The 25448-nt window shown below is 47.4% G+C and carries 28 protein-coding genes; 7 read left to right on the forward strand and 21 right to left on the reverse strand.

Annotation, left to right across the window (positions count from 1 at the left end; genetic code table 11):
• The 4 genes from rplQ to QZZ36_RS08025 form a co-directional block, all read left to right on the forward strand.
• The coding region (rplQ, locus tag QZZ36_RS08010) for a 50S ribosomal protein L17 (protein WP_295079659.1) at positions 1–297 on the forward strand (297 nt) is incomplete at its 5' end.
• A 165-nt stretch (positions 298–462) separates the two neighbouring features.
• Positions 463–1020, forward strand: a complete 558-nt coding sequence (locus tag QZZ36_RS08015) for a hypothetical protein (protein WP_295079662.1) — start codon at positions 463–465, stop codon at positions 1018–1020.
• Positions 1021–1202: 182 nt separating this feature from the next.
• Positions 1203–1742 carry a preprotein translocase subunit YajC gene (gene yajC, locus QZZ36_RS08020; protein WP_295079665.1) on the forward strand — a complete coding sequence of 180 codons (540 nt, stop codon included), beginning with the start codon at positions 1203–1205 and terminating at the stop codon, positions 1740–1742.
• A 51-nt stretch (positions 1743–1793) separates the two neighbouring features.
• Positions 1794–2195: a TIGR04086 family membrane protein gene (locus QZZ36_RS08025; RefSeq protein WP_295079667.1), complete on the forward strand. Its 402-nt coding sequence runs from the start codon at positions 1794–1796 to the stop codon at positions 2193–2195.
• On the opposite strand, the gene QZZ36_RS08030 is transcribed toward QZZ36_RS08025, so the two are convergent.
• From QZZ36_RS08030 to QZZ36_RS08060, 7 genes are all read right to left on the reverse strand, one after another.
• Positions 2189–3904, reverse strand: coding sequence for a trypsin-like peptidase domain-containing protein (locus tag QZZ36_RS08030; RefSeq protein WP_295079670.1), 1716 nt, complete (start codon positions 3902–3904; stop codon positions 2189–2191). The genes QZZ36_RS08025 and QZZ36_RS08030 overlap by 7 nt on opposite strands.
• 3 nt (positions 3905–3907) lie before the next feature.
• A complete protein-coding gene (locus tag QZZ36_RS08035; RefSeq protein WP_295079673.1) occupies positions 3908–5374 on the reverse strand; it encodes a HAMP domain-containing sensor histidine kinase in 1467 nt (488 codons plus the stop codon).
• A 64-nt stretch (positions 5375–5438) separates the two neighbouring features.
• Complete coding sequence (locus QZZ36_RS08040; protein WP_295079676.1) at positions 5439–6146, reverse strand: response regulator transcription factor; 708 nt, start codon at positions 6144–6146, stop codon at positions 5439–5441.
• Between the two features lie 218 nt (positions 6147–6364).
• Positions 6365–7048, reverse strand: a complete 684-nt coding sequence (locus tag QZZ36_RS08045; RefSeq protein ID WP_295079679.1) for a sporulation initiation factor Spo0A C-terminal domain-containing protein — start codon at positions 7046–7048, stop codon at positions 6365–6367.
• Between the two features lie 46 nt (positions 7049–7094).
• Positions 7095–8036, reverse strand: a complete 942-nt coding sequence (locus QZZ36_RS08050) for a Tim44-like domain-containing protein (RefSeq protein ID WP_295079682.1) — start codon at positions 8034–8036, stop codon at positions 7095–7097.
• A 138-nt stretch (positions 8037–8174) separates the two neighbouring features.
• Positions 8175–9341 carry a sporulation protein YqfD gene (locus QZZ36_RS08055; RefSeq protein WP_295079685.1) on the reverse strand — a complete coding sequence of 389 codons (1167 nt, stop codon included), beginning with the start codon at positions 9339–9341 and terminating at the stop codon, positions 8175–8177.
• Positions 9283–9600 (reverse strand): YabP/YqfC family sporulation protein, encoded by a 318-nt coding sequence (locus QZZ36_RS08060; RefSeq protein ID WP_295079688.1) that lies wholly within the window; start codon positions 9598–9600, stop codon positions 9283–9285. Before QZZ36_RS08060 ends, QZZ36_RS08055 begins: the two co-directional genes overlap by 59 nt.
• Before the next feature lie 58 nt (positions 9601–9658).
• Between QZZ36_RS08060 and QZZ36_RS08065 the strand changes: the two genes are divergently transcribed.
• The 3 genes from QZZ36_RS08065 to groL all read left to right on the forward strand — a co-directional run bounded on the left by QZZ36_RS08065 (position 9659) and on the right by groL (position 12992).
• Entirely contained in the window at positions 9659–10777 is a 1119-nt protein-coding gene (locus QZZ36_RS08065) for a hypothetical protein (protein WP_295079690.1), read from the forward strand.
• A 161-nt stretch (positions 10778–10938) separates the two neighbouring features.
• Positions 10939–11211, forward strand: a complete 273-nt coding sequence (locus tag QZZ36_RS08070) for a co-chaperone GroES (protein ID WP_164163433.1) — start codon at positions 10939–10941, stop codon at positions 11209–11211.
• Positions 11212–11369: 158 nt separating this feature from the next.
• A complete protein-coding gene (groL, locus tag QZZ36_RS08075; protein ID WP_295079695.1) occupies positions 11370–12992 on the forward strand; it encodes a chaperonin GroEL in 1623 nt (540 codons plus the stop codon).
• A 214-nt stretch (positions 12993–13206) separates the two neighbouring features.
• On the opposite strand, the gene QZZ36_RS08080 is transcribed toward groL, so the two are convergent.
• From QZZ36_RS08080 to QZZ36_RS08145, 14 genes are all read right to left on the reverse strand, one after another.
• Positions 13207–13827, reverse strand: a complete 621-nt coding sequence (locus QZZ36_RS08080) for a hypothetical protein (protein ID WP_295079698.1) — start codon at positions 13825–13827, stop codon at positions 13207–13209.
• A gap of 14 nt (positions 13828–13841) precedes the next feature.
• Positions 13842–15128: a phosphoribosylamine--glycine ligase gene (purD, locus tag QZZ36_RS08085; protein ID WP_295079701.1), complete on the reverse strand. Its 1287-nt coding sequence runs from the start codon at positions 15126–15128 to the stop codon at positions 13842–13844.
• A 27-nt stretch (positions 15129–15155) separates the two neighbouring features.
• Complete coding sequence (locus QZZ36_RS08090) at positions 15156–16148, reverse strand: hypothetical protein (RefSeq protein WP_295079704.1); 993 nt, start codon at positions 16146–16148, stop codon at positions 15156–15158.
• A gap of 45 nt (positions 16149–16193) precedes the next feature.
• Entirely contained in the window at positions 16194–16709 is a 516-nt protein-coding gene (locus QZZ36_RS08095; protein WP_295079707.1) for a hypothetical protein, read from the reverse strand.
• Positions 16710–16870: 161 nt separating this feature from the next.
• Complete coding sequence (locus tag QZZ36_RS08100; RefSeq protein WP_295079710.1) at positions 16871–17443, reverse strand: hypothetical protein; 573 nt, start codon at positions 17441–17443, stop codon at positions 16871–16873.
• A 62-nt stretch (positions 17444–17505) separates the two neighbouring features.
• A complete protein-coding gene (locus QZZ36_RS08105; RefSeq protein WP_295079713.1) occupies positions 17506–18687 on the reverse strand; it encodes a phosphoribosylaminoimidazolecarboxamide formyltransferase in 1182 nt (393 codons plus the stop codon).
• A gap of 33 nt (positions 18688–18720) precedes the next feature.
• Positions 18721–19203 (reverse strand): HAD family hydrolase, encoded by a 483-nt coding sequence (locus tag QZZ36_RS08110; protein ID WP_295079716.1) that lies wholly within the window; start codon positions 19201–19203, stop codon positions 18721–18723.
• 26 nt (positions 19204–19229) lie between these two features.
• Entirely contained in the window at positions 19230–19943 is a 714-nt protein-coding gene (locus QZZ36_RS08115; RefSeq protein ID WP_295079719.1) for an IMP cyclohydrolase, read from the reverse strand.
• Positions 19944–19974: 31 nt separating this feature from the next.
• Complete coding sequence (locus tag QZZ36_RS08120; protein WP_295079722.1) at positions 19975–20538, reverse strand: putative ABC transporter permease; 564 nt, start codon at positions 20536–20538, stop codon at positions 19975–19977.
• Positions 20539–20554: 16 nt separating this feature from the next.
• A complete protein-coding gene (locus QZZ36_RS08125; protein ID WP_295079725.1) occupies positions 20555–21175 on the reverse strand; it encodes a putative ABC transporter permease in 621 nt (206 codons plus the stop codon).
• A 3-nt stretch (positions 21176–21178) separates the two neighbouring features.
• On the reverse strand, positions 21179–21802 hold the full coding sequence (gene purN, locus QZZ36_RS08130; RefSeq protein ID WP_295079728.1) for a phosphoribosylglycinamide formyltransferase: 624 nt from the start codon (positions 21800–21802) through the stop codon (positions 21179–21181).
• A 62-nt stretch (positions 21803–21864) separates the two neighbouring features.
• Positions 21865–22746, reverse strand: coding sequence for an expansin EXLX1 family cellulose-binding protein (locus QZZ36_RS08135; protein ID WP_295079733.1), 882 nt, complete (start codon positions 22744–22746; stop codon positions 21865–21867).
• Positions 22747–22874: 128 nt separating this feature from the next.
• On the reverse strand, positions 22875–23912 hold the full coding sequence (purM, locus tag QZZ36_RS08140) for a phosphoribosylformylglycinamidine cyclo-ligase (RefSeq protein WP_295079736.1): 1038 nt from the start codon (positions 23910–23912) through the stop codon (positions 22875–22877).
• Positions 23913–24021: 109 nt separating this feature from the next.
• Positions 24022–25446 (reverse strand): amidophosphoribosyltransferase, encoded by a 1425-nt coding sequence (locus QZZ36_RS08145; RefSeq protein WP_295079739.1) that lies wholly within the window; start codon positions 25444–25446, stop codon positions 24022–24024.
• Positions 25447–25448: the final 2 nt, after the last annotated feature.

Raw genomic sequence — 25448 nt, forward strand, 5'->3', positions numbered from 1 at the left:
GCTATGCTCAGAGGCATGGTAACTTTCCTGCTTGAGAACGGTCAGATCGAAACTACCGTAACAAGAGCAAAGGAAGTTCGTGCAGTTGCAGAAAAAATGATCACTATCGGTAAAAATGATGATCTGCACTCCAAGCGTCAGGTATTCTCATACATCACAAAGGAGTCCGTTGCTAAGAAGCTTATCGACGAGATCGCTCCCAAGTATGCAGAGAGAAACGGTGGTTACACACAGATCGTTAAGATCGGTCCCCGCCACGGTGACGCTGCTGAAATGGCTATCATCAAGCTCGTTTGATCGAATAAAATAAGTATAAAGGCCGTTCCCGTCAGGGGACGGCTTTTTATTTATAGCTGATTGTGAATAAATGACAAAAACACAGTTAGAGTGTTTACAAACACACAAATATATGATATAATATAAAAAAGTACTTTAGATTAGATTTTTTAGGTGGGGATATATATGAAAAGAACATTAACAGAGAAAAAGGTGCTAAAGAAGCTCGGAATACCTGATTTTAGACATATGACAAAAGATAAAGTAATTAAGTTCGCTTCCATGTTGCCATATATGGATAGAGAGGTTGCTAAAGCTGCGTTGCAACAGTTTCCAGAATTTAAAGATATGGCTTGTAGCATTATTTTTCAGTTTAAAGAAGCAATGGATAAAACAATTGAACATAACAACAAAAGTCAAGATGAATTTTATTTGACGTGTAATACCATTATAAATACTCTTCAAAAAGAACTCGAAAAGGATAATATCACGTCAGATGAAAGAGAGAAAATTGTAGATAAAATGATAATAGTGGCAAAGATGAAAGGGGAGAAAGATACCGAAAATAAAAAGTTTTTACAAAGAATGGCGCTTGGAGTTGCTGGAATTGCTGCATTTTTTGGCTTGGCGGCCACTTCTTTATTAGGAGGAAGTTCGCAAACAAGTATTAATGAAGATAATATGATTGACGATGAAGAGGATAATGATAATAAAAATAGTGAAGATGATGATATAGATGTATAATATTTATATGCGAGCTGTTCCCGAAAAGGGAACGGCTTTTTCATTTTTAATAAGTTACCCCCGTTATCTGAGAAAGCCCATAAAAAAAGCGGAAAATCGAAGAAAAGTACTTGCAAAACAAAAGGATATGTGTTATAATAACCATTGTATGAAATAAAACCAATCCAGACAGGAGTAATATTATGAAGATAAGAAAGTTAATGAGCATTATTACGGCAGCTGCTTCAACAGCTGCTATGGCAGGATATACCACCCTGACAGCCTTCGCAGAGGAAGCTCAGTCTGCTTCCGACGGAGCAGCTGCACAGCAGCCGGCAACTCCCGGAATGGGCAGCACGCTGTTTATGCTTGTGGCTATGTTCGCCGTTCTTTACTTTGTGGCTATCAGACCGCAGAAAAAGCGTGACAGAGAGCTCAAGGAAATGCAGGAGAGCTTACAGGTAGGCGATGAAGTCGTTACAGGCGGCGGTATCGTTGGTATCATCGTAAGCGTCGGCGAGGATACAGTAGTTATCGAGACCGGCGGCGCAAAGCACAAGCTCAGGATCAAGAACTGGGCTATCACAGAGAATGTAACAGCTGCAGAGCGACTGAAGGAAGCTAAGGCAGCACGTAAAACATCTTCTGCTTCTTCAGAAAGCACTGTTGAATCCGCAGCAGTTGTTGATGACGACGCTGAGGAAAAGAAGTCAAAAAAGAAAAATCAGGACGAGGAAGAATAAAAAAATATATCTCCGCATAGAATTTACAAGAATTCCATGCGGAGGTTTTTTATGCGCAGATACAGACGCAGTATATGGACAAACGGTTCGCTCAGCGCCGTTGCGGCGCTGAGCTGCGGATTCATATGTACGGCGGCGGCAGCGTTCCTGCTCAGTGCCCTGCTGTTCTATGTCATGGGTGATATGAAGCTGGTCAGGGGCTTTGCAGGCACGGCACTCGGCTTCGGCGCGTACACAGGAGCCTACATATACGGCAAGCACCGCCGCCGAAGGGGACTGTTCAGCGGTTCGCTTTGCGGAGTAATAATGTATGCTGTACTGAGTATATGCGGAGCAGTTTTTACCGGAGTTCCTTCAGATATAAAAAAGCTCCTCCTGCTCACCTTAACAGGTGCGGCAGGAGGAGTTGCGGGCGTAAACTCAAAACGCCCGAAAAAACTTATGGATCAGTAATTGCCGGAGGTATCCTCCATCAGCTTGAACTCTATCTCATAGTAGCTTACTTCACCGTTCTTGTCAATGCTTGCGCAGGTTGCGGGGACCTTGTCTCCTGCTTCGTACTGACTGCTTATAGTTTCGTATAGCTCATCGTATGTGGATATGGATTTGCCGTTTATGGCAACGATGAAATCGCCGCTTTTAAGGGCAGTGTTTGCGATATCGCAGTCCTTGTCAAGCGAGTCGATGTATATTCCCTTGAAGTCCTCAGGAAGCTTTTGACCCATGCGCTCCTCGATGGCTTCTTTTTTTGCTTCATTTCCCATATCAAGAAGGTGTATACCGATCCTGAACCTGCCTGAAATGAAGCCGTTCTTTATAAGCTCCTCGATAACGGGAGCAGCTTCGTTTATTGTAATGGCAAAGCCGAGACCCTCAAGGTCGCTGCTGACGTATTTTGAAGAAGTTATGCCTATTACCTGACCGTACATATTAACGAGAGCGCCGCCGGAGTTTCCGGGACTTATCTCTGCGTTTGTCTGTAAGCACTTCATTTCAAAACCGGTCGAATCGCTTCTTATTTTACGGTCAACTGCTGAGATAATGCCGTCAGTGACCGTACCCGAAAGATTAGCCGGATTTCCGATAGCTATTACGGTTTCACCCACGACTGCCTCGTCGGAATCTCCCAGAACAGCAGGGGTAAGGTCAGGAGCATTTACCTTAATAACGGCGATATCGGTCTTGGTATCTCTGCCGATGAGTTTAGCGTCATAGAAGTCGCCGTCTATCGTTTCGATCCTGTGGTAGCCCTCGGCTTCGAGTACATGGGCATTTGTAGCGATATATCCGTCCTCGTTGAGAACGATACCTGAGCCTGTCCCCACAGCTTTTTTAGCCGCATAGCCTGAGTAGTCGGCGTAGGTATATATCTTTACTATAGACGGTTTAACAAGCGCGGCAGCTCCCTCAGGAGTATACTTTCCGTTTCCGTCCTTGAAGTTTTCAAGATCGGTGGCGCCTTCGGGCTTTGATTCCTTATAGAGAATGACCTGATTCTGTCTGCCTATCTTGTTGATAATGTTCTTGCTGTTGATAAGATCGAAGCAGATACCGAATACAGAAATAAAAGCTGACAGAGCAACAAGTATTGCAAACAGCAGGAGTATATGTCTTTCACTTTTAGAGCGTTGCTTTGACTGTATTTCGTTTTCCGCATCCTGACCTGCCTTAGCGCGGTCGAGCTCTTCAAAGCCGATGGGTTCATACATAAAGCGATCGTATACAGGTCTGCGGGGCTGATCGCTGTAGCCGCCCGTCTGCTGCCCGAAGCCGTTGTTCTGCGGCTGATGATAGCCCTGCTGTCCGAAGCCGTTGTTCTGGGGCTGGTGGTAGCCCTGCTGTCCGAAGCCATTGTTCTGCGGCTGATGATAGCCCTGCTGTCCGAAGCCGTTGTTCTGGGGCTGGTGGTAGCCCTGCTGTCCGAAGCCGTTATTCTGGGGCTGGTGGTAGCCCTGTTGTCCGAAGCCGTTATTCTGCGGCTGGCGGTAGTCCTGCTGTCCGTAGCTGTAATCCGGTATCCGGTCGGCATGGACGCCGGTCGTGCCGGCGTTACCGCTGCTTTGAGCGGTATTGTCCGGTTCCTTTTCATGCTTTGGCACATATGGCTCATCCGAGCCTTTATCTTCAGATGTGTCCTGATAGATATTATCCTTATCGTCCATTTATTATCCTTTCTTTTTCGGCTGTTTCTCCGGAAGCTGAATGAGAAACTCCGTATATTCTCCGTACACGCTTTTAACAACTATATGACCGTGATGGAGATGTATTATCTTTCTTGAAATAGCGAGACCGAGACCAAGTCCTGTAGTGTCCTTGCCTCTTGAAGAATCGGTCTTGTAGAAACGGTCGAATACCTGCTGTATCTCATCGTTTTTCAGACCTTCGCCGGTATTCCTTATGCCTATGGTACATGAACCGTTTACGGAACGCTCAAAGCTGAAAGAGAGGATACCTCCCTCGTTCACGAATTTTACGGCATTTTCCACAAGGTTGTATATTACCTGCTGTATGAGGTCGGGATCCACTTCCGCGGTCATACGGTCGCTTCCGAGACCTTCAACGTCAAGGTGCTTGTCCTCTATCTTTTTCTCGAACATGAGAACGGTCTGTATAACGATATCAGTAAGGTTTACGTCGCGGAAATTGGGTCTGAGGGTACCTGTCTCAAAGCGTGACATATTCAGCATTGACGAGATAAGTATACGCAGTCTCTTAATCTCTTTTGAGACCAGTACAAGATACCCGTTCTGTCTTGCCTTGGGGATAGTACCGTCGAGTATGCCGTCAACAAAGCCGCCGATTGTGGTGATAGGAGTTCTCAGCTCGTGGGAAACATTTGCGATGAAGGTCTTGCTCGTTTCCTCGCTCTTGGCAACGTCTGCGGCGACAGTATTTACGAACTCGGCTATCTCCGGAGTGGTATACGGCACATTAGTGGGGATAGTCTCGGAGAAATCGCGTTTTGCGTACTGTTCGCTGACACGTCTGAACTCGTTTTCATATGCCGAGAGTTTCTTGATCCTGCGGTTAAGTACGAATATCTGTATGAAAATGTTAAGCAGGCAGAACATCGTGTAGAATGCCGCCAGTTTTATCGCAAATGAATTCACGTCATTTGAGTTGGTATAGAATTTAGCATACATACGGTCGGGTATGAGTTCGTTCTTACCTGTCAGGAAGAAGCAGGTAGCATAGAGCATATACGGTTCGTTTACGGATATGCTTTTTGTCTCCATCGCTCTGTAGTCCTTCTGAATAAGCCTTTCCCGTTCAGCTTCCGAGATCTTTTCGCTGTTTTTTACGACCTTCTTTGGCTTCTCCTCATAATCCGCGTCTGAGAGGACGCAGTTGCCGTTTTCGTCGTAAATATATATCATCAGGTGATATTTGCTTGAGAATTTCTTATGCAGGTTTTTTATGGTCGTTGAACGGGTATTCATATTTTCCGCATAGCAGTCCTGCATACAGCTTGTGAAAAGGTCGCCTATCTTCTGGAGCTCTTCGAGCCTGTTTGACTTATATACTGACGAACTGATGGTTATAGCGACTATACCCAGTATGATATTTATTGAAAAGATAATTATAACAAGGAATATGAACAGCTTGTCATAAGAGCTCTTTCTGCCTTTCAATAGTATCACCTCAATACAAAATAAGGGGACAAAAGTCCCCTTGATGTTCTGGAGTTATATGAGCTTATTCCTCTTCGTCTGCCTCGAATTTATATCCGACGCCCCATACAGTCTTGAGAGCCCACTTGTCGGAAACTCCCTCAAGCTTTTCACGCAGACGCTTGATATGTACGTCGATGGTACGGGAATCGCCGTAGTATTCAAAGCCCCAGACTTCGTCGAGGAGCTGATCTCTGGTGTATACTCTGTTAGGATTGGAAGCAAGGTAGTAAAGCAGTTCGAGCTCCTTGGGAGGAGTGTCGATATTCTTGCCGTTTACCTTGAGTTCATAGCTGTCCATATTGACAGAGAGTCTGTCATAGTGGACTTCCTTCTGTTCCGGTTCAGCCATACCTGTTCCGACGCGGCGTGTAACTGCGTTGATACGGGCAATGACTTCCTTTGCGTCAAATGGCTTTACGATATAGTCATCGGCGCCGAGCTCAAGACCGATTACCTTGTCAATGGTTTCCCCCTTTGCCGTTATCATGATGATCGGGACGTTGGAGATCTTTCTGATCTCACGGCAGACCTGCCAGCCGTCTTTTCCGGGCAGCATGATGTCGAGCAGCACCATATCCGGGCTTAATGCCTTGAACTTTACAACAGCGTCGTCGCCGTCATGGCAGAGGAGGACGCTGTATCCGTCTTTTTCAAGATAGAGCCTGAGAAGGTCGCAGATGTTTTTATCATCGTCTACTATAAGGACCTTTGGATTTTTTTCGTTAGCCATTTTTAATACCTTCCTTCCGTATTCAACATATACTTCCCCTTATTTTGCGCCATTCGCAAAGAAAGTATTTGACACAATACAGGCATATCCGCCTGCTTATAAGATATTAAGTTAATTATAACTCAGTTTTACAAAAATGTCAATCAAAAATCACTATTTTTTGAATTAGTGTTATAATTTTAAGTTATTTTTTACAAAAAAAGGGTACAAAAAATGTGCTAACGGCGAGTAAACCCATCGCATACTGCACAAATAAGCTCGGTGTTATTTGGTCTATCTGACAGTCTGCCCTCAGTAAGCCGTGATATTGCTCCGTTTTGAGCGGCATGGTCGCCGAGGTTCCGCACAGCTCTTTCAACCTGTGCGGCATTTACCGAGAGCTTTCCGGCAGTTTCTTCGTATATTCCCATGATACCGCCCCACAGTCTTTCTGGTGATTCAAGGCAGAGCACCGAGATATCGGCAAGGCAGCCGAAGCCTTTCAGCTTGCGCGGCATACCTGTTCCTTCGAGGAAGATCTCCATTTGTGAAAGCAGAGTATTCCTGCTGCCGGCGCGGATAAGGATACTTTTGCACAGACTGACTAAAGAGCAGGGCAGTGAAAAGGTAAGAGCGGCGCCTTGCCGTCTGAATTCGTTATGGTCTGAGACGGAAGAGGAGTAAAGCCCTGCAAAAGCGGTCATACCGCTGTCGGCTGCGTCCTTCAGAAGACTGAGTATTTTTTCGTCAGGGAAGAAGGCAAAAACAAGGATACAGGTGTATTTTTTCGCGGACAGCGCCCTGTGTATCGAAGCTATGCTGCCGCGGCAGCAGTCGGCGGCTATTCCCATACTGACAAATCTCCGCAGTATCAGCTTGCCGAGTCCGGGCGAGCAGTCGCATATAAGAAGTCTTTCTTTCATATATCCCCCTAAATATCAAGGCTTCCGCAGTCCGGAAGCCTTGATGTCATTGTCTTGTTCGCTGGGAGAGTGCCTTTATATTGGATACAGCCCAGTCGAATTCGTCTGTTGTGAGTACCGAGCCGCAGTATTCACATACCGCAGACTGGTTCATATTCACGTTTGCGCCGCAGTACGGGCAGACATGGCTCGTCATGCCTGTTGAGCGTGATGTGACTACACCGTTTTTGCGGACAAGCGTCCATTCATATGTCATGAATTTCTCTGCTGTCCTGCTTCCGCGGACGATATTGCCTGTAGCGTCGTCCACTACGTAATCCACTATCCTTGTTTCGAGCTTGACTATCATTTCGTCAAAGCCGGCGTCCTGGATCCAGCCGAGTACCTCTGTTTTCAGTACCGCTATCCTCTCAACCATATTGGTCTGGCGGTTCTGGCGGTATCTGCTGAGCTGATTATCCATCTGCGCGAAGTAGGTATCCGTGAGGTACGGTCTCAGAGGAGACAGGTCCTTGTTCTGCCATGCGTTCTGGAACTGCACGTAGAGATTGGATACCTTGTCCCTGAACTGTTCCTCGCTGAATGAGGGATCAACACTGAGGTATTCTTTTACCGGACGCAGATCTCTTGCAGGCAGCCTCGGATTATATGGCGTATTCAGTATTTGTCTGTTGCGCGGTGAGAAGTATGCTACTAAAAGGACAATAGCTGTGATAATGATAATTATGAATATTATCCCGCAGGCATCGCCGTCATCTGAGTAGCCTCCGCCGCTGTATCCGCCTCCGCTGTCACTGTCCCAGCCGCCGCTGTCCCAGCTGTCGCCTCCGCTGTCCCAGCCACCACTGTCACCGAAATCGGAATCGCCGGAAAAGTCGCCGAAGTCCGCACGCCGCGGTGAAGCGCCGGCAGGGAGAGGCTTTGCAGGAAAAAAGACAAGTCCGAAAACAACTGCCAAAAGTGGCAATAATCTTAATAATCGCTTCATTTTTCACTACCCCCGATCAAATACTGATTACATTATATCACAAACTGTTGAAAAATGCAACAGTTGCAGAAAAATCGGCAGATATACACTTATTCTGTTACATGGTGAGGGACCTGTCCGGTACATACTGTACCAAGGTCACTTTATGAATATTTCCTGCTGCCGGCATATGCTGCCCTCCAGTCTGTAGGAGACATTCAGGGTAAGTGAATCATCGTTTGCCGTAGCTGTTATGTCTCTGCTGATCACACTGATGCCGCTGCCGAGGAAGTTCTTTTCGTAGGTATCCACCCTTTCCATAAGCTTTTCCCTGAGCTCGTCGGCGGTATAGACCTTTTCAGTACGGGCTGTTTCGCTGATCTCAGTCCGTTTTATACTTATCGGCAGCTTTTTCCCGAATAATACGAGGGGATTTTCAGAGTACGCCGAGGAATAGTCCCGGTATTTACTGACGCTGAAATACAATGGGATATCAATGCTGAAAAGCCGGAGGGTACGTTTGGTATCGCTCCTGCCTGTGGGAGAATACTCGTTGCTTCGGAAAGCTGCGGAGAAGCTGACATTTTCGCTGTATATACCGCGTATTTCGCCCATAGCGTGGTATACAGAGATATGTCTGTTTTCTGATTCGTAAACTCCGCTGATAAGGAGAGTACCCTCCTGAACGTAATCGCCGACAGCGTGTACTGCATTGCCGGAGCGTACAAGCACAGAGGTTATTTCGGCGTCATGGCTCGACACGATATTGCAGGGGACTCTTCCTTTTGTTTTTTCCGGCTTTGGAGCTTCCTCGCGTATCTGTACGACGACACGGCTGCCGGTACGGTGCATACCTGCCCACGCGACGCCATCTATCATGAAAGGCAGCCTGCTTTCACAGCTGTGCAGGTCTATTCTGAACAGCGGAGTACCTGTTCTGATATCGAGTTCTGCAAGGGCAGCGAGTATCACCTGATCACTCACAGTTGTATTTCCCTGTATTTCTATAGTTTCGATCACACCTGAGAAGCAGACGGCAGTAAAAACAGCGAGTATCATACCAACAAGCAGACCTATCCTTTTTCTGTAGCGGGAAAGCCTTTCAAAAACGCTGTCATACGCGGCTGTTTTCAGTATGATACCGTACTCCTCGGCGACAAGGCGGAGCTTTTTGATATCGCGGCGCATCACATCTCCGTGAAGGACGTTGCTGCGGCAGTATTGTCCGCGGCACTCTATCCTGTTTTCGTGCATAGCGTTCATGAATTTATTCAGTTCTCTGCCCTGCGCGTCTATTCTCATGCATCTTCTTATCCTCAGACTCATATTTTTTCTTCCTTTCCTCAAATTCTATCTGGTCTATGGAGCCGCGCACCACAAGTCCGCCTGTTCTGAAATCGTAGGCTCTGAGTCCGCTGCCGCGGATATTGACATATATGCCTCCTGACAGGAATCTCATGAACACTTCATTGCATTCCTCTATCCTTCGGCAGTTTTCTATAATCAGCTCATTTCTGCCGGATATATGCATACTTGTATCAAGGTAAAATGATTGCCGTGTCAGCTCCGTGAGCCATTCAAACATAAGTGTCACTCCCGTATATTTTTTCACTTCCAATAATATGATTTATGGGGTGATGATTATGAGAAAATATGCCGCAAGAGCGGCTGCAGCAGTGAAAATATGCATTACAGCAGCAGTCCTTGCCTTCTGCATTTTTGACACTGCGGCAGTTTCCGAAGCTGTGGGGAGCAGTATCCGTCGCTGTATGAATGTCGTCATACCATCGCTGTTTGCGATGATAACGGTCTCCGCTCTGATCGTAACGAGCGGTATAACAGAAATTCTGCCTGACTGGCTCGGCAAGCCCGTCAGGCTGCTGTTCGGTATGGATAAGAATGAGTTCGCGGTATTCATATTCAGTATGTTTGCAGGTTATCCTGTCGGCATGAAAATGCTGTCAGAGGAGAGTGCTTCAGGACGGATACCGAAAAAGCGGGCTGAACTGCTTTCCGGACTGTGCTTCGGAGCGGGTCCTGCGTTCATATACGGCTGCATATCATCTCAGATATTTCGCTCCGGCAATGCAGGAAAACTGATATTGCTTTCAACTGTATCCGCAAATATTATCCTTGCACTTATAATGTCAGTGCCGCTGCGCAGGGCGGCTGCAAAGCAGCCGCCGATCCGACGCAGGGTCAGCATATCTGCGGATATGCTGACCGGCTGCGTACTGCGCAGCGGCAGGGCAATGGCAGATATCTGTATAATGATAGCATTTTTTTCTGTAATGACCGCATTTTTTATACGTACAGGCGTCACGGCAGCAGCAGGGGAGCTTCTTGCGAAGCTCCTGCGCCTCGACCGCAGCTGCGGCGAGGCTGTGGTCGCCGCGCTGACAGATGTCACGAACGTGGAAGGACTTCCACGCGGCGACCTTCTGCTGCTGCCATTTGTAAGCGGAGCTGTATCCTTCGGCGGATTATGTGTGCTGTTCCAGATGTCGGTACTGACAGCCGGGGAGTTGTCATTGAGACCTTTGATAATGCTCAGGTCAGCGGCAGCGGTGCTGAGCTATATGATAAGCAGAATGCTGCTGCCATATTTCATGGCGAAAGAGGTGATCGAAGTATCGACAGCAAGTGTCGGCGGATACGGCTCGGAAACAGCGGTACCGTCGGTAATGCTGATAATTATGACAGTGCTGCTGATGTGGGAATTCGGGGATAAGAACGCAGACCGCTCAGCTTACAGCACATAAAAATTCACTTGAAAAGCTGATATTTGTACATAGCGCCAAAAATTGTGAAAGCTTGCAGAAAAGGCTTGATTTATTGTAAAAAGGTGGTAAAATATAATTAGCACTCGCAGAGAAAGAGTGCTAAACTTGAACTTGTAATTAATTATCAGGAGGTATATATTATGACTATCAAACCTTTACAGGACAGAGTTGTCGTAAAAATGGTAGAAGCAGAGGAGACTACCAAGAGCGGTATTATTCTTTCCGGTTCGGCAAAGGAAAAGCCGGAGGTAGCACAGGTCGTTGAGGTAGGTCCCGGAACATCAGATGTAAAAATGGAAGTAAAGAAGGGTGACAAGGTGCTCATTTCAAAGTATTCAGGCACAAACGTAAAGCTTGAGGGAGAAGAGTACATCATCGTTAAAATGGAAGACATTCTCGCAACAGTAAAATAATGCATAATAAGTTGAGAGTGGAGAATTGAGAGTTGAGAGTTAATGTATCGGCTGCGCTGATTGATTGGAATTTTTTTGATCTTTCCCCGTCAGGGGATACGACAACTCTAAACTCTAAACTCTCAACTGTAAACTATATTATAAAGGAGTAGATAATTATGGCTAAGGATATAAAGTACGGTGAAGACGCAAGAAAGTCACTTCAGGCAGGTATCGACAAGCTTGCTGATACAGTAAGGATAACAATGGGACCCAAGGGCAGAAATGTTGTTCTTGACAAGAAGTTCGGCGCTCCCCTTATCACAAACGACGGTGTTACCATTGCAAAGGATATCGAGCTTGAGGACGCTTTCGAGAACATGGGCGCTCAGCTCGTAAAGGAAGTTGCCACAAAGACAAACGACGCAGCAGGCGACGGTACAACAACAGCTACACTTCTCGCACAGACTATTGTCCGCGAGGGTATGAAGAATATCGCAGCAGGCGCAAATCCGATGGTACTGAAGAAGGGTATCGCAAAGGCAGTTGACGCAGCTGTAAAGGCTATCGTAGACAATTCAAAGGCTGTAACTGGCTCAGAGGATATCGCAAGAGTAGGTACAGTATCATCTGCTGACGAAAATGTCGGAAAGCTCATCGCTGAGGCAATGGAGAAGGTAACCTCTGACGGCGTTATCACCATCGAAGAGAGCAAGACAGCTGAGACCTACAGCGAGGTAGTAGAGGGTATGCAGTTTGACAGAGGCTACATCTCACCCTACATGGTAACAGATACAGACAAGATGGAAGCTGTTTACGATGACGCTTTCATTCTTATCACAGACAAGAAGATATCTTCTATACAGGAAATACTTCCCCTTCTTGAACAGATCGTCAAGATGGGCAAGAAGCTTGTTATCGTTGCTGAGGACGTAGAGGGCGAAGCTCTTACAACTATCATACTCAACAATCTGAGAGGCACATTCAAGGTTGCCGCAGTAAAGGCTCCCGGCTTTGGCGACAGACGTAAGGAAATGCTGAAGGATATCGCAGTGCTCACAGGCGGCGAGGTAATTTCCTCAGAGCTCGGTCTTGAACTCAACGAGACAACTGTTGAGCAGCTCGGTCAGGCAAAGCAGGTAGTTATCCAGAAGGAGAACACTATCATCGTAGACGGCGCAGGCGACAAGAAGGCTATCAAGTCAAGAGTTGCCCAGATCAGAAACGCTATCGAGAAGACAACTTCCGACTTCGACCGTGAGAAGCTTCAGGAGAGACTTGCAAAGCTTGCAGGCGGCGTAGCAGTTATCAAGGTCGGCGCAGCTACAGAGATCGAGATGAAGGAGAAGAAGCTCCGTATCGAGGACGCTCTTGCAGCTACAAAGGCAGCTGTTGAAGAGGGTATCGTAGCAGGCGGTGGTACAGCATTCGTAAACGCAATGCCGGCAGTAAACAAGCTCGTTCCCACACTTGAAGGCGACGAAAAGACAGGCGCAAAGATCATACTCAAGGCGCTTGAGGCACCTGTACGTCAGATCGCAGAGAACGCAGGACTTGAAGGCAGCGTTATAGTAGACAAGATAATCCGTTCACGCAAGGTAGGCTACGGCTTCGACGCATACAACGAGGTTTACACAGATATGATACCCGCAGGTATCGTAGATCCTACAAAGGTAACAAGAAGCGCACTCCAGAACGCAGCTTCCGTAGCTTCAATGGTACTCACAACAGAGAGTCTTGTAGCTGACATCAAGGAAGACACACCTGCTGCACCTGCAATGCCCGCAGGCGGAATGTATTAAGCGGGGAGCCCCCGCTGGCTTGCCACGTTGCCTAATGGGAACGTGACCTGTACATCACTTACAGCACAGTAAGATGCAGGGAACGCCGTCCTCGGCGTTCGGTAAAAGCAATATAAAATTTAAAGGCGAACCCGAATGAACGGGTTCGCCTTTTTATGCTTATTTATTTTTAATTATCCAATGATTTTCGCTGTATGCCTCTGCCAAGAGGATATCAGTCATCCACAAAGGTGCTTTTGAATTCTGCTACACGTGCATTGTCACCGTGGCAGTCTATCTCAATATCTCCGTGTCTCTTCATTTTTATGATCGAGGCGAATAATATGATGAATGCAATAGCATTTGAGATTATACTGAAGTATACTCTTATATGGAAGAGATTGCCAAGCATACCTGCGAAGATTATCAATATGCAAACTATTACAAGTCGTTCCAGTTTTTTGTTATTTGGTTCGAGCTGAAGAAAAGTAAGGCATACAACTCCGGTAATAACAGCGTGCATCACAGCGAGCGGAAGTGAAAACGGATGATAGAAGTCTATCTTTGAAGAATTGAGCTCCATTATCATCATCACAGTTTCAAAGATGACATAGAATGTCCATGCAGCCTTGAAAATACCTCTGAATCTTATGGCAGTTGCGATCAGCCAGTCACCGAACATGAGCAGGGCAAAGCCGACTATTTCAGTGGTATAAGCAATGAAAGCAAGTATACTTGTATGTATGCCATGCGGAGTATAGGTCTTGTAGAAGATATAGCATATAAATCCGAAGGCAATGAAAAGAATATTGCCTATAAGGCTGAGTTTCAGTCCTTTATTCAGTCTTTCATGCATAGGTAAGCAGCTCCTTAGCTGAGAGCCCTGAGCGCTCTCTGTCCGATATCTTTTCTGAAATGAGCTCCTTCAAAGCTTATCCCTGAAACTCCCTCGTAAGCCTTGTCAAGAGCTGCCTGAAGAGTGTCGCCCTTTGCGGTAACGCCGATGACTCTTCCGCCGTTGGTAAGGAATTTACCGTCGGGAGAGAGCTTTGTACCTGCGTGGTATACGAAGCAGCCTTCCACCTGACCTTTGTCATCGAAGCCGTTCATTTCAATTCCCTTGGGATAGCTTTCCGGATAGCCGCCGCTTGCCATGACTACGCAGGCGCAGCTGCCCTTATGCCATTTTATATCCACCTTGTCAAGCTCGTGGTTGTATATAGCCTCGAATATCTCATAGAGGTCAGCGTCCAGCATGGGGAGTACCACCTGAGTTTCCGGGTCACCGAAGCGGCAGTTGTATTCTATCACCTTGGGACCCTTCGGAGTTATCATAAGGCCAAAGTAAAGACAGCCCTCAAAGGTGCGTCCCTCAGAGTTCATGGCGTTCATAGTGGGTATGAATATCTTTTCCATGCATTCTCTGGCGATATCCTCTGTATAATATGGATTCGGCGATACCGTACCCATACCGCCGGTATTCAGACCCTGATCGCCGTCGAGAGCGCGTTTATGATCCATTGAGGATATCATGGGGATCATAGTTTTTCCGTCGGTGAAGCTGAGTACAGATACCTCCGGACCTGTGAGGAATTCCTCAATAACTATCCTTGCGGAGCTCTTTCCGAATTTGAGCTCGTCTATCATCTCATGGACAGCCTTTACAGCTTCCTCCTCGTTCTGAGCGATTATTACGCCCTTGCCGAGAGCGAGACCGTCAGCCTTTATTACAGCCGGATAGCTGTTCTGCTCCTTTAAATAAGCCACAGCCTTTTCGGAATCAGTGAATACCTCATAGAAAGCAGTAGGGATACCATACTTTTTCATGAGCTCCTTTGAAAAAACTTTTGAGCCTTCGATAATAGCCGCATTCGCCTTGGGACCGAAGGTCATGAAGCCCTCTGCCTGCAATGCGTCCACCATACCGAGTACAAGCGGATCGTCGGGAGCTACTACTACCATATCCGGTTTGAGCTCCTTAGCGAGAGCAACGATACCGTCAACGTCAGTTGCCGTAACATTGAAGCATTCAGCATACTTTGATATGCCGCCGTTTCCGGGAGCGCAGTAGAGCTTTCCAACCTGCGGGCTCTCTGCCAGCTTCATTATTATGGCGTGTTCACGGCCGCCTCCGCCGACTACTAATACGTTCTTCATTGGGGTATTCCTCCTGTATGTAAATAGTTATTTGATATCCTTTATAGTTATGCCGTCAAGCATTTCCTTTATGTCATTTTCGTCGTAATCCTTGCGGTATGCAGCAAAAATTCTGTAAAGTCCCGTATCGTTGCTGAAATAGTAATCATCCATACAGATTATATCGGGAGCTTCGCCCTCCAGACTCATGTCCTGCTCATAATATACATTTTCGCATTTATAGCCGAACATTTCCTTTTGATCTCTTGTCAGTACAGCAAATTTCTCTTTTTTTTCTTCTTTATTCTGAAAGACTTTGTCTGCCATTTCAGCTGGAGTCCCTTTATCAGACTCAGATACATCGATATCTATAAAAGGAAAGGAAGTTTTCTTTATATCATCTGCTTCCTCATAGTTTTCATGTAAATGGAAAAGGCATTTTTCATCGTTGATCTTCTTCTCTTCTGTACCGTCGTAGCATTTGTATTTTATGCCTGTATTAACGCTTGCAAAGTCATAATCACAAATGCCGGACTTTGTGGCGATACGGAAATCTGACGTATATACTGCGCTTTTTGCGATATTGTCCATTGCTTTTTTTAATACGCCAGACTTTGAAGGACTGCAGAAACATTTTAAGGTAAGAAAATTAGTATCTGTTCCGAAAATATAGGAAAGACAGGTTTCTTTTTTATCTTTGATGAAGATATCTGATGAGATGAAGTAGCCTTTATACGGGTATCCTTCAAGCTTTTCAAGGTTTTCATCCTCTTCATACGCATAATGAGCCATTAATTCGTTTGACAATTCAGGAGTACAGTTCAGGGTTATGTCTTCTATTTTGATCTCTTCGCCGAGACATTTGAAAGTGAACCTGAGATCGTCCTTCTGATCGGTGAGCTTGAAGCTCTTGGGAACTTTAATGCTGTAGCTGTCTGTGCTGACAGTTACTGACGGTTCGGACAGATACCAGCCAAAGCCTAAGAATCCGGCTCCTGCCAGTGCAATAACTGCCCCTGTGATAATGATAGCTTTTTTCATTTTTGATTACCCCTTTAGTTTTTTACTTATATCATGGCTGCATGATCATTTGTATTTAAGGTGCTTAACGTGTCTGTCCTCGTCAATGCCGAGAGCAGCAGCAGTACATACCAGTACCAGCGCTCCTGTGAGGAGTATACTGAAAAAGAATGTGATATACTCTGTGCGCTGTATCAGCCAGCTCTCTGAAGTATATACTGTCATTGAAGAACGGGAAATAAGCAGAGCCAGTCCGTGTTCGGCTGCAAAGCCCAGTATCCAGAGCGCAGGTGCGGCTTTAAGAGTGCGCTTGCAGCGCTTTGCCGAAAACGCCCAGCCTGTACAGCTGATGATATAGGCGATAAAAGGCAGCCATACCAGTTCTGTAAGACACAGCAGCAGTTTGCATTTTCCTGATATCATCATTTCCGGGTGAGCGTCCTTTATGGAGCTGCCTGCAAGAGCGCCGAACAATGTTCCGGAAAGGATGTATGCGATTACCGAGAACATGAGATAGATACCGCAGAACACTGCGGCTGTTATATATAGCTTCCTCAGTGAAATTGAATGATAACTGCCCATAATATTTTCCCCCTGAATAAAATAATACAATGCAGAACCGTCTGGATATTATTTAATTGTTCAATGTCAGTTTTGCCCTTCAGGGCAGTGACCGTCTGACAGCGGTTATTGATCAAATATTAATTATAGTATAGCATAATGCCGCAGATATTGCAAGATGTTTATTTGGCGTCAGCAAGCTCTATGCTGCTCAGAAGATCTGCTATTTTTCCGTCGATGTATCCGAAGTTGTTGCTTTCCACGTAAGCGCAGATGTATTTGTCGTTATTGTCAGCGATGTATGTTCTGGCGTGAAGATCTTCATTTATGGAATATTCATAGTAATAGAAGTTCCTGTCAGCTGTGGCGAGTGTTCCGGTGGAAACAACGTCAGCATTGTTTATAACGGAAAGGACCTTAGTCTGCGCGTCCTGTCCGGGTGTTTTTTCGTCAGAGCTGAAAAGCGCCACACCGCAGGTGGTGAGCTCCTTGTAGGCTTTCATACGGAAGTCGCAGGTATCATCAGAAGACTCTGTATAAGTCCAGAGAGACGGATCGGCAAAGTAAGAGAAGTCACTGCAGGTCACATTGCCTTTGTTGTAAGTGATATTTTCTTTTTTAAGCGCCAGTTTTTCAGCCTGTACGGAAGCAGAATGTTCACTTGATGGAACATACGGCTTTTGACCTGAACAGCTGCATAAAGCTGCTGAGATTGCAGCAGCGGCAAGTATTGCGGTAATAATCTTCTTGTTCATGGGAATCTCCTTATAATAAGGCTGCGGTCAGGAACAATGACCGCAGCAGACAGATTGTGTTATCAGTGATGGAACAGACGAATGCCTGTAAATGCCATTGCAATGTTATACTTATTGCAGGTCTCGATAACATTGTCGTCGCGGATCGAGCCGCCGGGTTCTGCGATGTATTCAACGCCGGACTTTTTAGCTCTTTCGATGTTGTCTCCGAAGGGGAAGAAAGCGTCGGAGCCGAGGCATACGCCTGTGTTCTTTGCGAGCCATGCTTTCTTTTCCTCACGTGTGAATATGGCAGGCTTTACCTTGAATATCCTCTGCCATTCACCCTCGCGGAGAACGTCCTCGTACTCGTCGCCGATGTATACATCAATAGCGTTGTCGCGGTCTGCGCGGCGGATATCGTCAACGAACTGCAGTCCCATTACCTGAGGTGACTGTCTCAGCCACCAGTTGTCAGCCTTCTGACCTGCAAGACGTGTGCAGTGGATACGTGACTGCTGACCTGCTCCGATACCGATAGCCTGTCCGTCCTTGACATAGCATACAGAATTGGACTGGGTATATTTAAGAGTGATAAGTGAGATAAGGAGGTCATCCTTCTTGTCGTCGGGGATATCCTTGTTGTCTGTAACGATATTTGCGAGAAGCTCGCGGTTTATGTCCAGCTCGTTGCGTCCCTGCTCGAAGGAAACTCCGTAAACCTGCTTAGTCTCGATAGGAGCAGGCTTGTAGCTCTCGTCCATCTTGAGTATGCAGTAGGTGCCCTTTCTCTTTGACTTGAGTATCTCCAGAGCCTCAGGCTCGTAGTCGGGAGCGATAACGCCGTCGGATACCTCACGCTGTATCATTTTAGCGGTGCATACGTCTACCTTGTCCGAGAGGGCGATGAAGTCGCCGTAGGAGGACATTCTGTCAGCTCCTCTTGCTCTTGCGTAGGCGCTTGCAAGTGGAGTGAGCTCACCAAGGTCGTCCACCCAGTATATCTTTTTGAGATCGTCGCTGAGCGGTCTGCCGATAGCAGCTCCTGCGGGAGATACGTGCTTGAAAGAGGTGGCTGCGCACATACCTGTAGCGGCTTTCAGTTCCTTAACGAGCTGCCAGCCGTTGAAGGCGTCAAGCAGGTTTATATATCCGGGCTTTCCGCAGAGCACCTCGATAGGGAGCTCGCTGCCGTCAGCCATATAGACTCTTGAAGGCTTCTGATTGGGGTTACAGCCGTATTTTAACTGCATTTCATTTGACATTGTTAATGTCCTCCTTATATTAATTCATAATTCTTATGCCTTTTGCTCTGCCTGATTGACTTTTCTTATCCTTTCAAGCTCTTTGCGGATATTGTCAGCCCAGTCTGCATCGTCGTTGCTTATACGGTACACACGGAAGCCGTTGGCGATACCGTTTTCGTAGACGGACTTTTCGTCGTCCACATGGAGGTCTATGCGGTAAGCCGCAGGATATTTCGACGGGAAATTCGCCCTGCCCCTTGCCACTTCTTTTTCGTGGCGGACGGCGTTGACTATGCTGTCTATCCTTATGCCGTAATGCTTGAAGATACCGTTGATATAGCGCTCCGTTCTGTTGGAGGTAGTGTATATCCACAGCTCTGTATCGGACTTGTTTATCTCCGTGAGAAGCTTCACAGCGCCCTTTCTCAGCTTGTCCTTGTATAGCTTGTTATACGGGAATTTAAGCTCGGGCTCTGTGGGGACTTCCGCAGGATTTACGAACAGAGTTTCATCAAGATCAAATGATATTTTCATAATGATTAAGCCGAAAGGCGGCGTTATCACTTGTTCTTGTTTACGATACGTGTCTCCTCGGTATTGGAATCAAGGTTCACGTAGCGGACAAAGAGAGATACCTTATTGTCGGCATTGAGATTGTTCCAGAGCATATCAGTGAACTCGTCAATGCTGCCGCTTATGCTAACGAGCTTTGGCTCGCCCTCAAAGCTGGGCAGGGGAGAACCGTCGCCCATATAGGTGTGTATGAAGTGTCCCTCGCCTGCGATGGGGTTATTATAGCTGAAGGTGAATCTCTGACATGAAGAGGGATCACCGTTTGCGCTTTTCAGTATTGACATAGCGTAGTTGAAGCCCTCGCCGCCGAAGCGGAGTATTCCGGAGATACGGGGAGTATAGTTGGGAGCGTCGTCCTCGAACTCTCTTGTGCGGAGAGCCTGCTCAAAGGTGTACTGCTTGTCCATGAGCTCGTAGATAGTGTCGGTCTGGTCGCCGTTTGTAACGATGAGCTTGTTGCCGAGAACTCTTACGGGAGCGTATATGATAAGGTGCGGATCAGTGAGCTTTGAAGGATCGAATGCCTCTGTGCGTATGCCCTTTCCGTCCTCAATGAATACGCGGTTGCGGCTGTTCTCGCTCCTGCCCATGATGAAGTATGCTGTTACGGCGTACTTTCCGCAGTCGGACTTGCCGATGACGATACCTCTTCCGGGGTAAGCGTTTGTGCTGAGTTCCTTTGCAAGATCAAGCTTTTTCATAATAATAACTCCTTTCGGGTAATGTATGATATCAGTATCTTAAAATAAGCGTGAGTATGAAGTCTGTTACAACTATCACCAGCACCGCAAGTGTGATGATGTTGAGAGTCTTGGGTTTCGGCTTTGCAAGAAGCCAGTTGTAGAAGGGCTGAACGAAGTACATGAAAAGTATTCCGCCCATGCCGAACCTCAGAGAAGGGGAAAGCGCTATCCTTGCCTGAAAGTTTATATCATAGTCCGCATAGGTATCCCACGGCCAGCCGCCTGTGAAATATTCAAGGATATACGTGCCTGCCAGCTCCACAGCCGTAGCGACTGCCATGGAGCCGAAGAATATTATGAACGGCCGTGATATCTGTAAAAGAAGTCCGCCTTCCTTTTTCATGAACTTTGAGAAGAACAGCAGGAACAGCAGCGCTCCCACAGCGTATATCGGACAGTAAGGTCCGAACATTATCCCAAGATTTGTGAAACCCCATTTATAGACCACTACTTCGAGAAAGACCTCGTAGCACCAGCCCAGTACAGCATACATCCAGAAACACAGGAACAGCTTCTGAATGGTCTGCTTTTCCAATAATTCCTTTATTTTCATGTTTTTATGCCTCGTATTATGTTATAGCTGCGATGTGATGAATGAATACAGCGGCTTCTGCTAATTTCGGAGTGTAGCCTGTGGCCTTTGTGAATATAAAGTCCGTGAGAACTATAACCAGCACAGCAAGCGTGATGATATTGAGAGTTCTGCGTTTCGGCTTTGCAAGAAGCCAGTCAAAGAATGGCTGTACTAAATACATGAACAGCCAGCCGCCCAGTCCGAAGCGTAAGGACGTACTGAGAGCGATACGAGCCTGAAAGTTGTATTTGTACCGCGCGTATGTCTGCCACGGCCATGAGCCCGTTGTTGCTTCGAGTATGTAGGTAGCTATCAGCTCCACAAGGGTGGCTATTGCCATACAGCCGAGGAAGATAAGCATCGGTTTGACTATATTCAGCCATTTCACGTCCTTTTTCTTCATTAGCCTGCTGAAGCACAGCAGGAACAGAAGTGCTCCCACGCCGTATATGGGACAGTAGGGGCCGAACATATTGCCCCTGTTGTGAAACCCCCATTTATAGACCACTGTTTCGAGGAATACCTCGTAGCACCAGCCCAGTACCGCATACATCCAGAAGCAGAGAAACAGCTTCTGAACGGTCTGTTTTTCAAATAATTCCTTTATCTTTGCCATATGTCACTTTACGTAAGCCTTTCCGTCGCGTATCTCTATCCTGTCCTGACAGAAGAGGGAAACGGCTTCGGGAAGCAGCTTCCACTCGACGTTTTCCATGATACGGCGCTGGAGTATCTCAGGAGTATCATCGTTTTCCACGTTGACTGTGCCCTGAAGTATGATAGCGCCTGCGTCGGCTTTTTCATTTACGAAATGTATGGTCGCGCCGCTGACCTTTACTCCGTAGGCAAGGACAGCCTCATGGACCTTGAGTCCGTAGAAGCCCTCGCCGCAGAAGGAGGGTATGAGCGCAGGGTGGACATTGATTATCTTATAGGCGTATGCCTTTGTCACGCACTGATCAAGGATCGTCATAAATCCTGCCAGCACCACAAGGTCTGCTTTTTCTTCATTGAGAGCTTCAAGTATCGCCTCACTGTAGCTGACGCTGGAGGCGTATTCCCTTCGCGGTATCACTCTTGCGGGGATACCGTTGTTCGCAGCGCGTTCAAGTGCGTAAGCGTCAGGCTTTGAGGAGATCACACAGGTGATCTTTCCGTTTTTTATCTTACCTGATTTTTCGGCGTCGATAAGCGCCTGCAGGTTAGTGCCGCCGCCCGATACGAGCACGACTATATTCTTCATTGATGGTACCTCCTGTTTACTGTATCAAAAGAACGATAGCGCCGGGAGAAAGCTTCACCCTGTTATTCCGGGAACTGAACGTGTCCCTGGATTATCTCCGTATCGTCGTAGGAAAGAGGAATGTCTTTATCTATGACTACCTGACCGTAGATATCCGTTATACGGAAGGTGAAGGGACCCTTGCCCATGTTGCGGGATTCAAAGTAATTGTAGGGACGGCGCGGTATCTCGACAAATTCGCCGTTTTCATCGAGGTATTCCAGCTTAGTGATGGGGTAGCGGTGATTGCGCACCTGTACTCCGCACCAGAACTCCGTGCTGCCCTCCTTGTACTTGAAGGATATAGGAGCATTCTCAGCAGTATCAAGGGGGACTATCTTCCAGCTTACGGGAACTCTGCCCTTCTCCACCGGAGCGATGAGGGGGAAAGCGTCCGTATACAGGTCGAGGTCGCCCTTTTTGCCTTCGGGGAGCTCGTCCGTTACGAGCATATTTATAGTGCCCAGCTCGCCTGTTACCTCAAGATATGCGCCTGCCAGCTGCGCCTCGTTGTAGTCGGCGTGATTCATTGCGACTATCCAGTAGTCGTGGGAAACAGGGTCAAGCATGGCGTGGCCTCCGGTATATCCGCCGCCGTAGAATGTACCCTCGCCGGTATGTACCGTGTCCTTGGGTTCAAGGATACAGCTCTCGTCGATAGGATAGTCCGGTATCTCGAATTCAGCGGGAGTTTTGCCGTTGACGCCCAGCAGGAACTTCTGGAGAGCGTTTATTTCCGCCCTTGATATCTCCGTGTTCTTTCGCGCGGAGATCATATCGAAGCAGTCCACAGTTCCGTCTGAGTTGTAGTCCATGTCGATATTGCCGGCTGCGCCGGTGTATACCGGGTTTGCCGCAAGAATCGCGCAGGCGATCCCGGCAGCCAAGAATTTACGTATTTTCATAAACATCACCGTCTTTGATTAAATTGTTCCAAACCACATATCCCTTTTGAGTCTGATAGCATCAAGGCGTTGTATTCGGATAATTTACGCGGCTGCTGCTATGATGTTCGGTTAAGTATATTGCTGTATCAGCAGATGATAACGCCCTCTTCGGATTCAACGAGCTCGCCGAGCACATAAGCGTCCTCGCCGGCAGCCTTTACAGCTGCTATAGCCTTGTCAGCGTCGTTCCTGTCAACGGATACTACCATGCCGACGCCCATATTGAAGGTGTTGAACATATCTCTCTCCGGGATATCGCCTGTTCTGCGTATGAGATCGAATATGGGGAGCACCTGCACTGCGTTCCTTTCAATCTTTGCTGCAAGGTTCTTAGGGAGAGAACGGGGTATGTTCTCGTAGAAGCCGCCTCCTGTGATATGGGATATGGACTTTACCTTAACAGCGTCAAGCAGGCTCTTTACAGCCTTTACGTATATACGTGTGGGAGTGAGCAGACATTCGCCGAGAGAAGTTCCGAGGTCATTGAAGTGCATTTTGAGGTTCTGCTCGTTTACGTCGAATACTCTTCTTACCAGTGAGAAGCCGTTGGAGTGAACGCCGCTGGACTTGATAGCGATGAGTACGTCGCCAGCCTTCTGTGTATCGGGCTGGAGGATCTTGTCCTTGTCAACAACACCGACTGAGAAGCCTGCAAGGTCGTATTCGTCCTCTGGCATGAGACCGGGGTGCTCGGCGGTCTCGCCGCCTATGAGTGCGCATTCAGCCTGAACGCAGCCCTCAGCAACGCCTGATACTATAGTTGCGATCTTCTCTGGGTAGTTCTTGCCGCAGGCGATATAATCAAGGAAGAACTGGGGCTTTGCGCCGCAGCAGATTATATCGTTCACACACATGGCAACGCAGTCGATACCTACAGTATCGTGCTTGTCCATGATGAAGGCGAGCTTTATCTTTGTTCCGACGCCGTCGGTGCCCGAAACGAGTACAGGCTTGCTGATACCTGTCATATCGAGCTCGAAGAGACCGCCGAAGCCGCCGATGCCAGAGAGAGTGCCCTTTATCATGGTGCGGGCGATATGCTCCTTCATCAGCTCAACTGACTTGTAGCCGGCGGTAACGTCAACGCCTGCCTTCTTGTAGCTTTCGGAAAAACTGTTGTTCATTAATTTACCTCCATGACATAAATGCAGGGGACGACGTCCTCGGCGTCCCGCAAAGAGTATATATTCACGGGCTGCCGAGGACGCCAGCCTCTACATAGGTTACAATAGATTATTCCTTGCCGTTCCAGCAGTATGTGCAGAGACCGCAGGAGTTGAGTCCCACTGCCTTTTCAGTGCCCTCAAGTGTCTGGAATTCAAGTGAGGTAAGGCGGAGCCTCTTGCATATCTCATCTCTGAGCCTGCGTCCTCTTTCTGTTGCGGAATTGCTGTACTCCTCGATATGTCTTACGCCTACGGGACCTTCAAATTCGTCGATTATCTGACGGGCGATAAGCTCCATCTCCGAGGTGCTGCGGGAGAAGTTGAGGTACTTGCAGCCGTACATTATAGGTGGACAGGCAGAGCGCATATGGACTTCCTTTGCGCCGTGCTCATAGAGGAATTCCACTGTTTCCCTCATCTGTGTTCCTCTTACTATACTGTCATCGACGAAGAGGAGCTTTTTGCCGCTGATAAGCTCATGTACTGGTATGAGCTTCATTTTAGCCACCTGATTTCTCATGCTCTGATTTGTTGGCATGAAGCTTCTCGGCCAAGTGGGGGTATACTTTATGAATGGTCTCGCAAAGGGTATGCCACTCTTGTTTGCATAGCCGATAGCGTGGGGAGTTCCGGAATCAGGTACTCCGCATATATAGTCAACATCGGGAAGTCTGCCGTTCTTTATGTCGTTCTCAGCCATTATCTCGCCGTTGCGGGTACGCATTACCTCTACGTTTACGCCCTCGTATACGGCGTTGGGGTATCCGTAGTAGGTCCAGAGGAAGGTGCATATCTTCATCTTTGAGGGATCTCCCTCAGCGATGGTTTTGCACTCGTCAGAGGTGAGCTCAGCTATCTCGCCGGGAGAAAGCTCCTTGTATGTGGTGTAGCCAAGCTTCTGGAAAGCGAAAGACTCTGTCGAAAGGCAGAAGCCGTCGCTTCTCTTGCCTATGATAATAGGAAGTCTGCCGTACTGGTCCCTTGCGGCGATTATGCTTTTCTCAGTCAGAATGATAAGGGACATGGTGCCCTCAATTTTTGACTGTGCATAGCGTATACCGTCAACGAAGGAATCCTTCTGTGCGATAAGAGCGCCGATAAGGTCGCCGGAGTTGATATTTCCGCTGCTCATCGACTCAAAATTAGCGCAGCCTTTTTCAAGAAGCTCGTTAACGAGGGCGTCGGCGTTGCGGATTATACCTACTGAGCATATCGCGTAGATACCGAGCTTTGAGCGGACAAGTATCGGCTGAGGGTCCGTATCGCTGATACAGCCGATACAGAGCTTGCCGCGCATAGTAACAACATCGTCTTCAAATTTGGTACGGAAGGGGGAATTCTCGATACTGTGGATATTTCTCTGGAATCCGTGCTCCTCCGACCAAGAGGTCATACCTCCGCGTCTTGTGCCGAGGTGTGAATGATAGTCAGTTCCGAAAAAAACGTCGGTAACGCAGTCATTTTTTGAAGCTGCTCCAAAAAAACCGCCCATAT

Origin of the sequence: Ruminococcus sp., from assembly GCF_016287535.1 — a bacterium.
GTDB lineage: Bacteria > Bacillota > Clostridia > Oscillospirales > Ruminococcaceae > Ruminococcus.

Bases quoted from the DNA above. Each gene is read 5' to 3' on its own strand.
- QZZ36_RS08015 (WP_295079662.1), top strand. From the start codon at position 463: ATGAAAAGAACATTAACAGAGAAAAAGGTGCTAAAGAAGCTCGGAATA.
- yajC (WP_295079665.1), top strand. From the start codon at position 1,203: ATGAAGATAAGAAAGTTAATGAGCATTATTACGGCAGCTGCTTCAACA.
- QZZ36_RS08025 (WP_295079667.1), top strand. From the start codon at position 1,794: ATGCGCAGATACAGACGCAGTATATGGACAAACGGTTCGCTCAGCGCC.
- QZZ36_RS08030 (WP_295079670.1), bottom strand. From the start codon at position 3,904: ATGGACGATAAGGATAATATCTATCAGGACACATCTGAAGATAAAGGC.
- QZZ36_RS08040 (WP_295079676.1), bottom strand. From the start codon at position 6,146: ATGGCTAACGAAAAAAATCCAAAGGTCCTTATAGTAGACGATGATAAA.
- QZZ36_RS08045 (WP_295079679.1), bottom strand. From the start codon at position 7,048: ATGAAAGAAAGACTTCTTATATGCGACTGCTCGCCCGGACTCGGCAAG.
- QZZ36_RS08050 (WP_295079682.1), bottom strand. From the start codon at position 8,036: ATGAAGCGATTATTAAGATTATTGCCACTTTTGGCAGTTGTTTTCGGA.
- QZZ36_RS08055 (WP_295079685.1), bottom strand. From the start codon at position 9,341: ATGAGTCTGAGGATAAGAAGATGCATGAGAATAGACGCGCAGGGCAGA.
- QZZ36_RS08060 (WP_295079688.1), bottom strand. From the start codon at position 9,600: ATGTTTGAATGGCTCACGGAGCTGACACGGCAATCATTTTACCTTGAT.
- QZZ36_RS08065 (WP_295079690.1), top strand. From the start codon at position 9,659: ATGAGAAAATATGCCGCAAGAGCGGCTGCAGCAGTGAAAATATGCATT.
- QZZ36_RS08070 (WP_164163433.1), top strand. From the start codon at position 10,939: ATGACTATCAAACCTTTACAGGACAGAGTTGTCGTAAAAATGGTAGAA.
- groL (WP_295079695.1), top strand. From the start codon at position 11,370: ATGGCTAAGGATATAAAGTACGGTGAAGACGCAAGAAAGTCACTTCAG.
- QZZ36_RS08080 (WP_295079698.1), bottom strand. From the start codon at position 13,827: ATGCATGAAAGACTGAATAAAGGACTGAAACTCAGCCTTATAGGCAAT.
- purD (WP_295079701.1), bottom strand. From the start codon at position 15,128: ATGAAGAACGTATTAGTAGTCGGCGGAGGCGGCCGTGAACACGCCATA.
- QZZ36_RS08090 (WP_295079704.1), bottom strand. From the start codon at position 16,148: ATGAAAAAAGCTATCATTATCACAGGGGCAGTTATTGCACTGGCAGGA.
- QZZ36_RS08095 (WP_295079707.1), bottom strand. From the start codon at position 16,709: ATGGGCAGTTATCATTCAATTTCACTGAGGAAGCTATATATAACAGCC.
- QZZ36_RS08100 (WP_295079710.1), bottom strand. From the start codon at position 17,443: ATGAACAAGAAGATTATTACCGCAATACTTGCCGCTGCTGCAATCTCA.
- QZZ36_RS08105 (WP_295079713.1), bottom strand. From the start codon at position 18,687: ATGTCAAATGAAATGCAGTTAAAATACGGCTGTAACCCCAATCAGAAG.
- QZZ36_RS08110 (WP_295079716.1), bottom strand. From the start codon at position 19,203: ATGAAAATATCATTTGATCTTGATGAAACTCTGTTCGTAAATCCTGCG.
- QZZ36_RS08115 (WP_295079719.1), bottom strand. From the start codon at position 19,943: ATGAAAAAGCTTGATCTTGCAAAGGAACTCAGCACAAACGCTTACCCC.
- QZZ36_RS08120 (WP_295079722.1), bottom strand. From the start codon at position 20,538: ATGAAAATAAAGGAATTATTGGAAAAGCAGACCATTCAGAAGCTGTTC.
- QZZ36_RS08125 (WP_295079725.1), bottom strand. From the start codon at position 21,175: ATGGCAAAGATAAAGGAATTATTTGAAAAACAGACCGTTCAGAAGCTG.
- purN (WP_295079728.1), bottom strand. From the start codon at position 21,802: ATGAAGAATATAGTCGTGCTCGTATCGGGCGGCGGCACTAACCTGCAG.
- QZZ36_RS08135 (WP_295079733.1), bottom strand. From the start codon at position 22,746: ATGAAAATACGTAAATTCTTGGCTGCCGGGATCGCCTGCGCGATTCTT.
- purM (WP_295079736.1), bottom strand. From the start codon at position 23,912: ATGAACAACAGTTTTTCCGAAAGCTACAAGAAGGCAGGCGTTGACGTT.
- QZZ36_RS08145 (WP_295079739.1), bottom strand. From the start codon at position 25,446: ATGGGCGGTTTTTTTGGAGCAGCTTCAAAAAATGACTGCGTTACCGAC.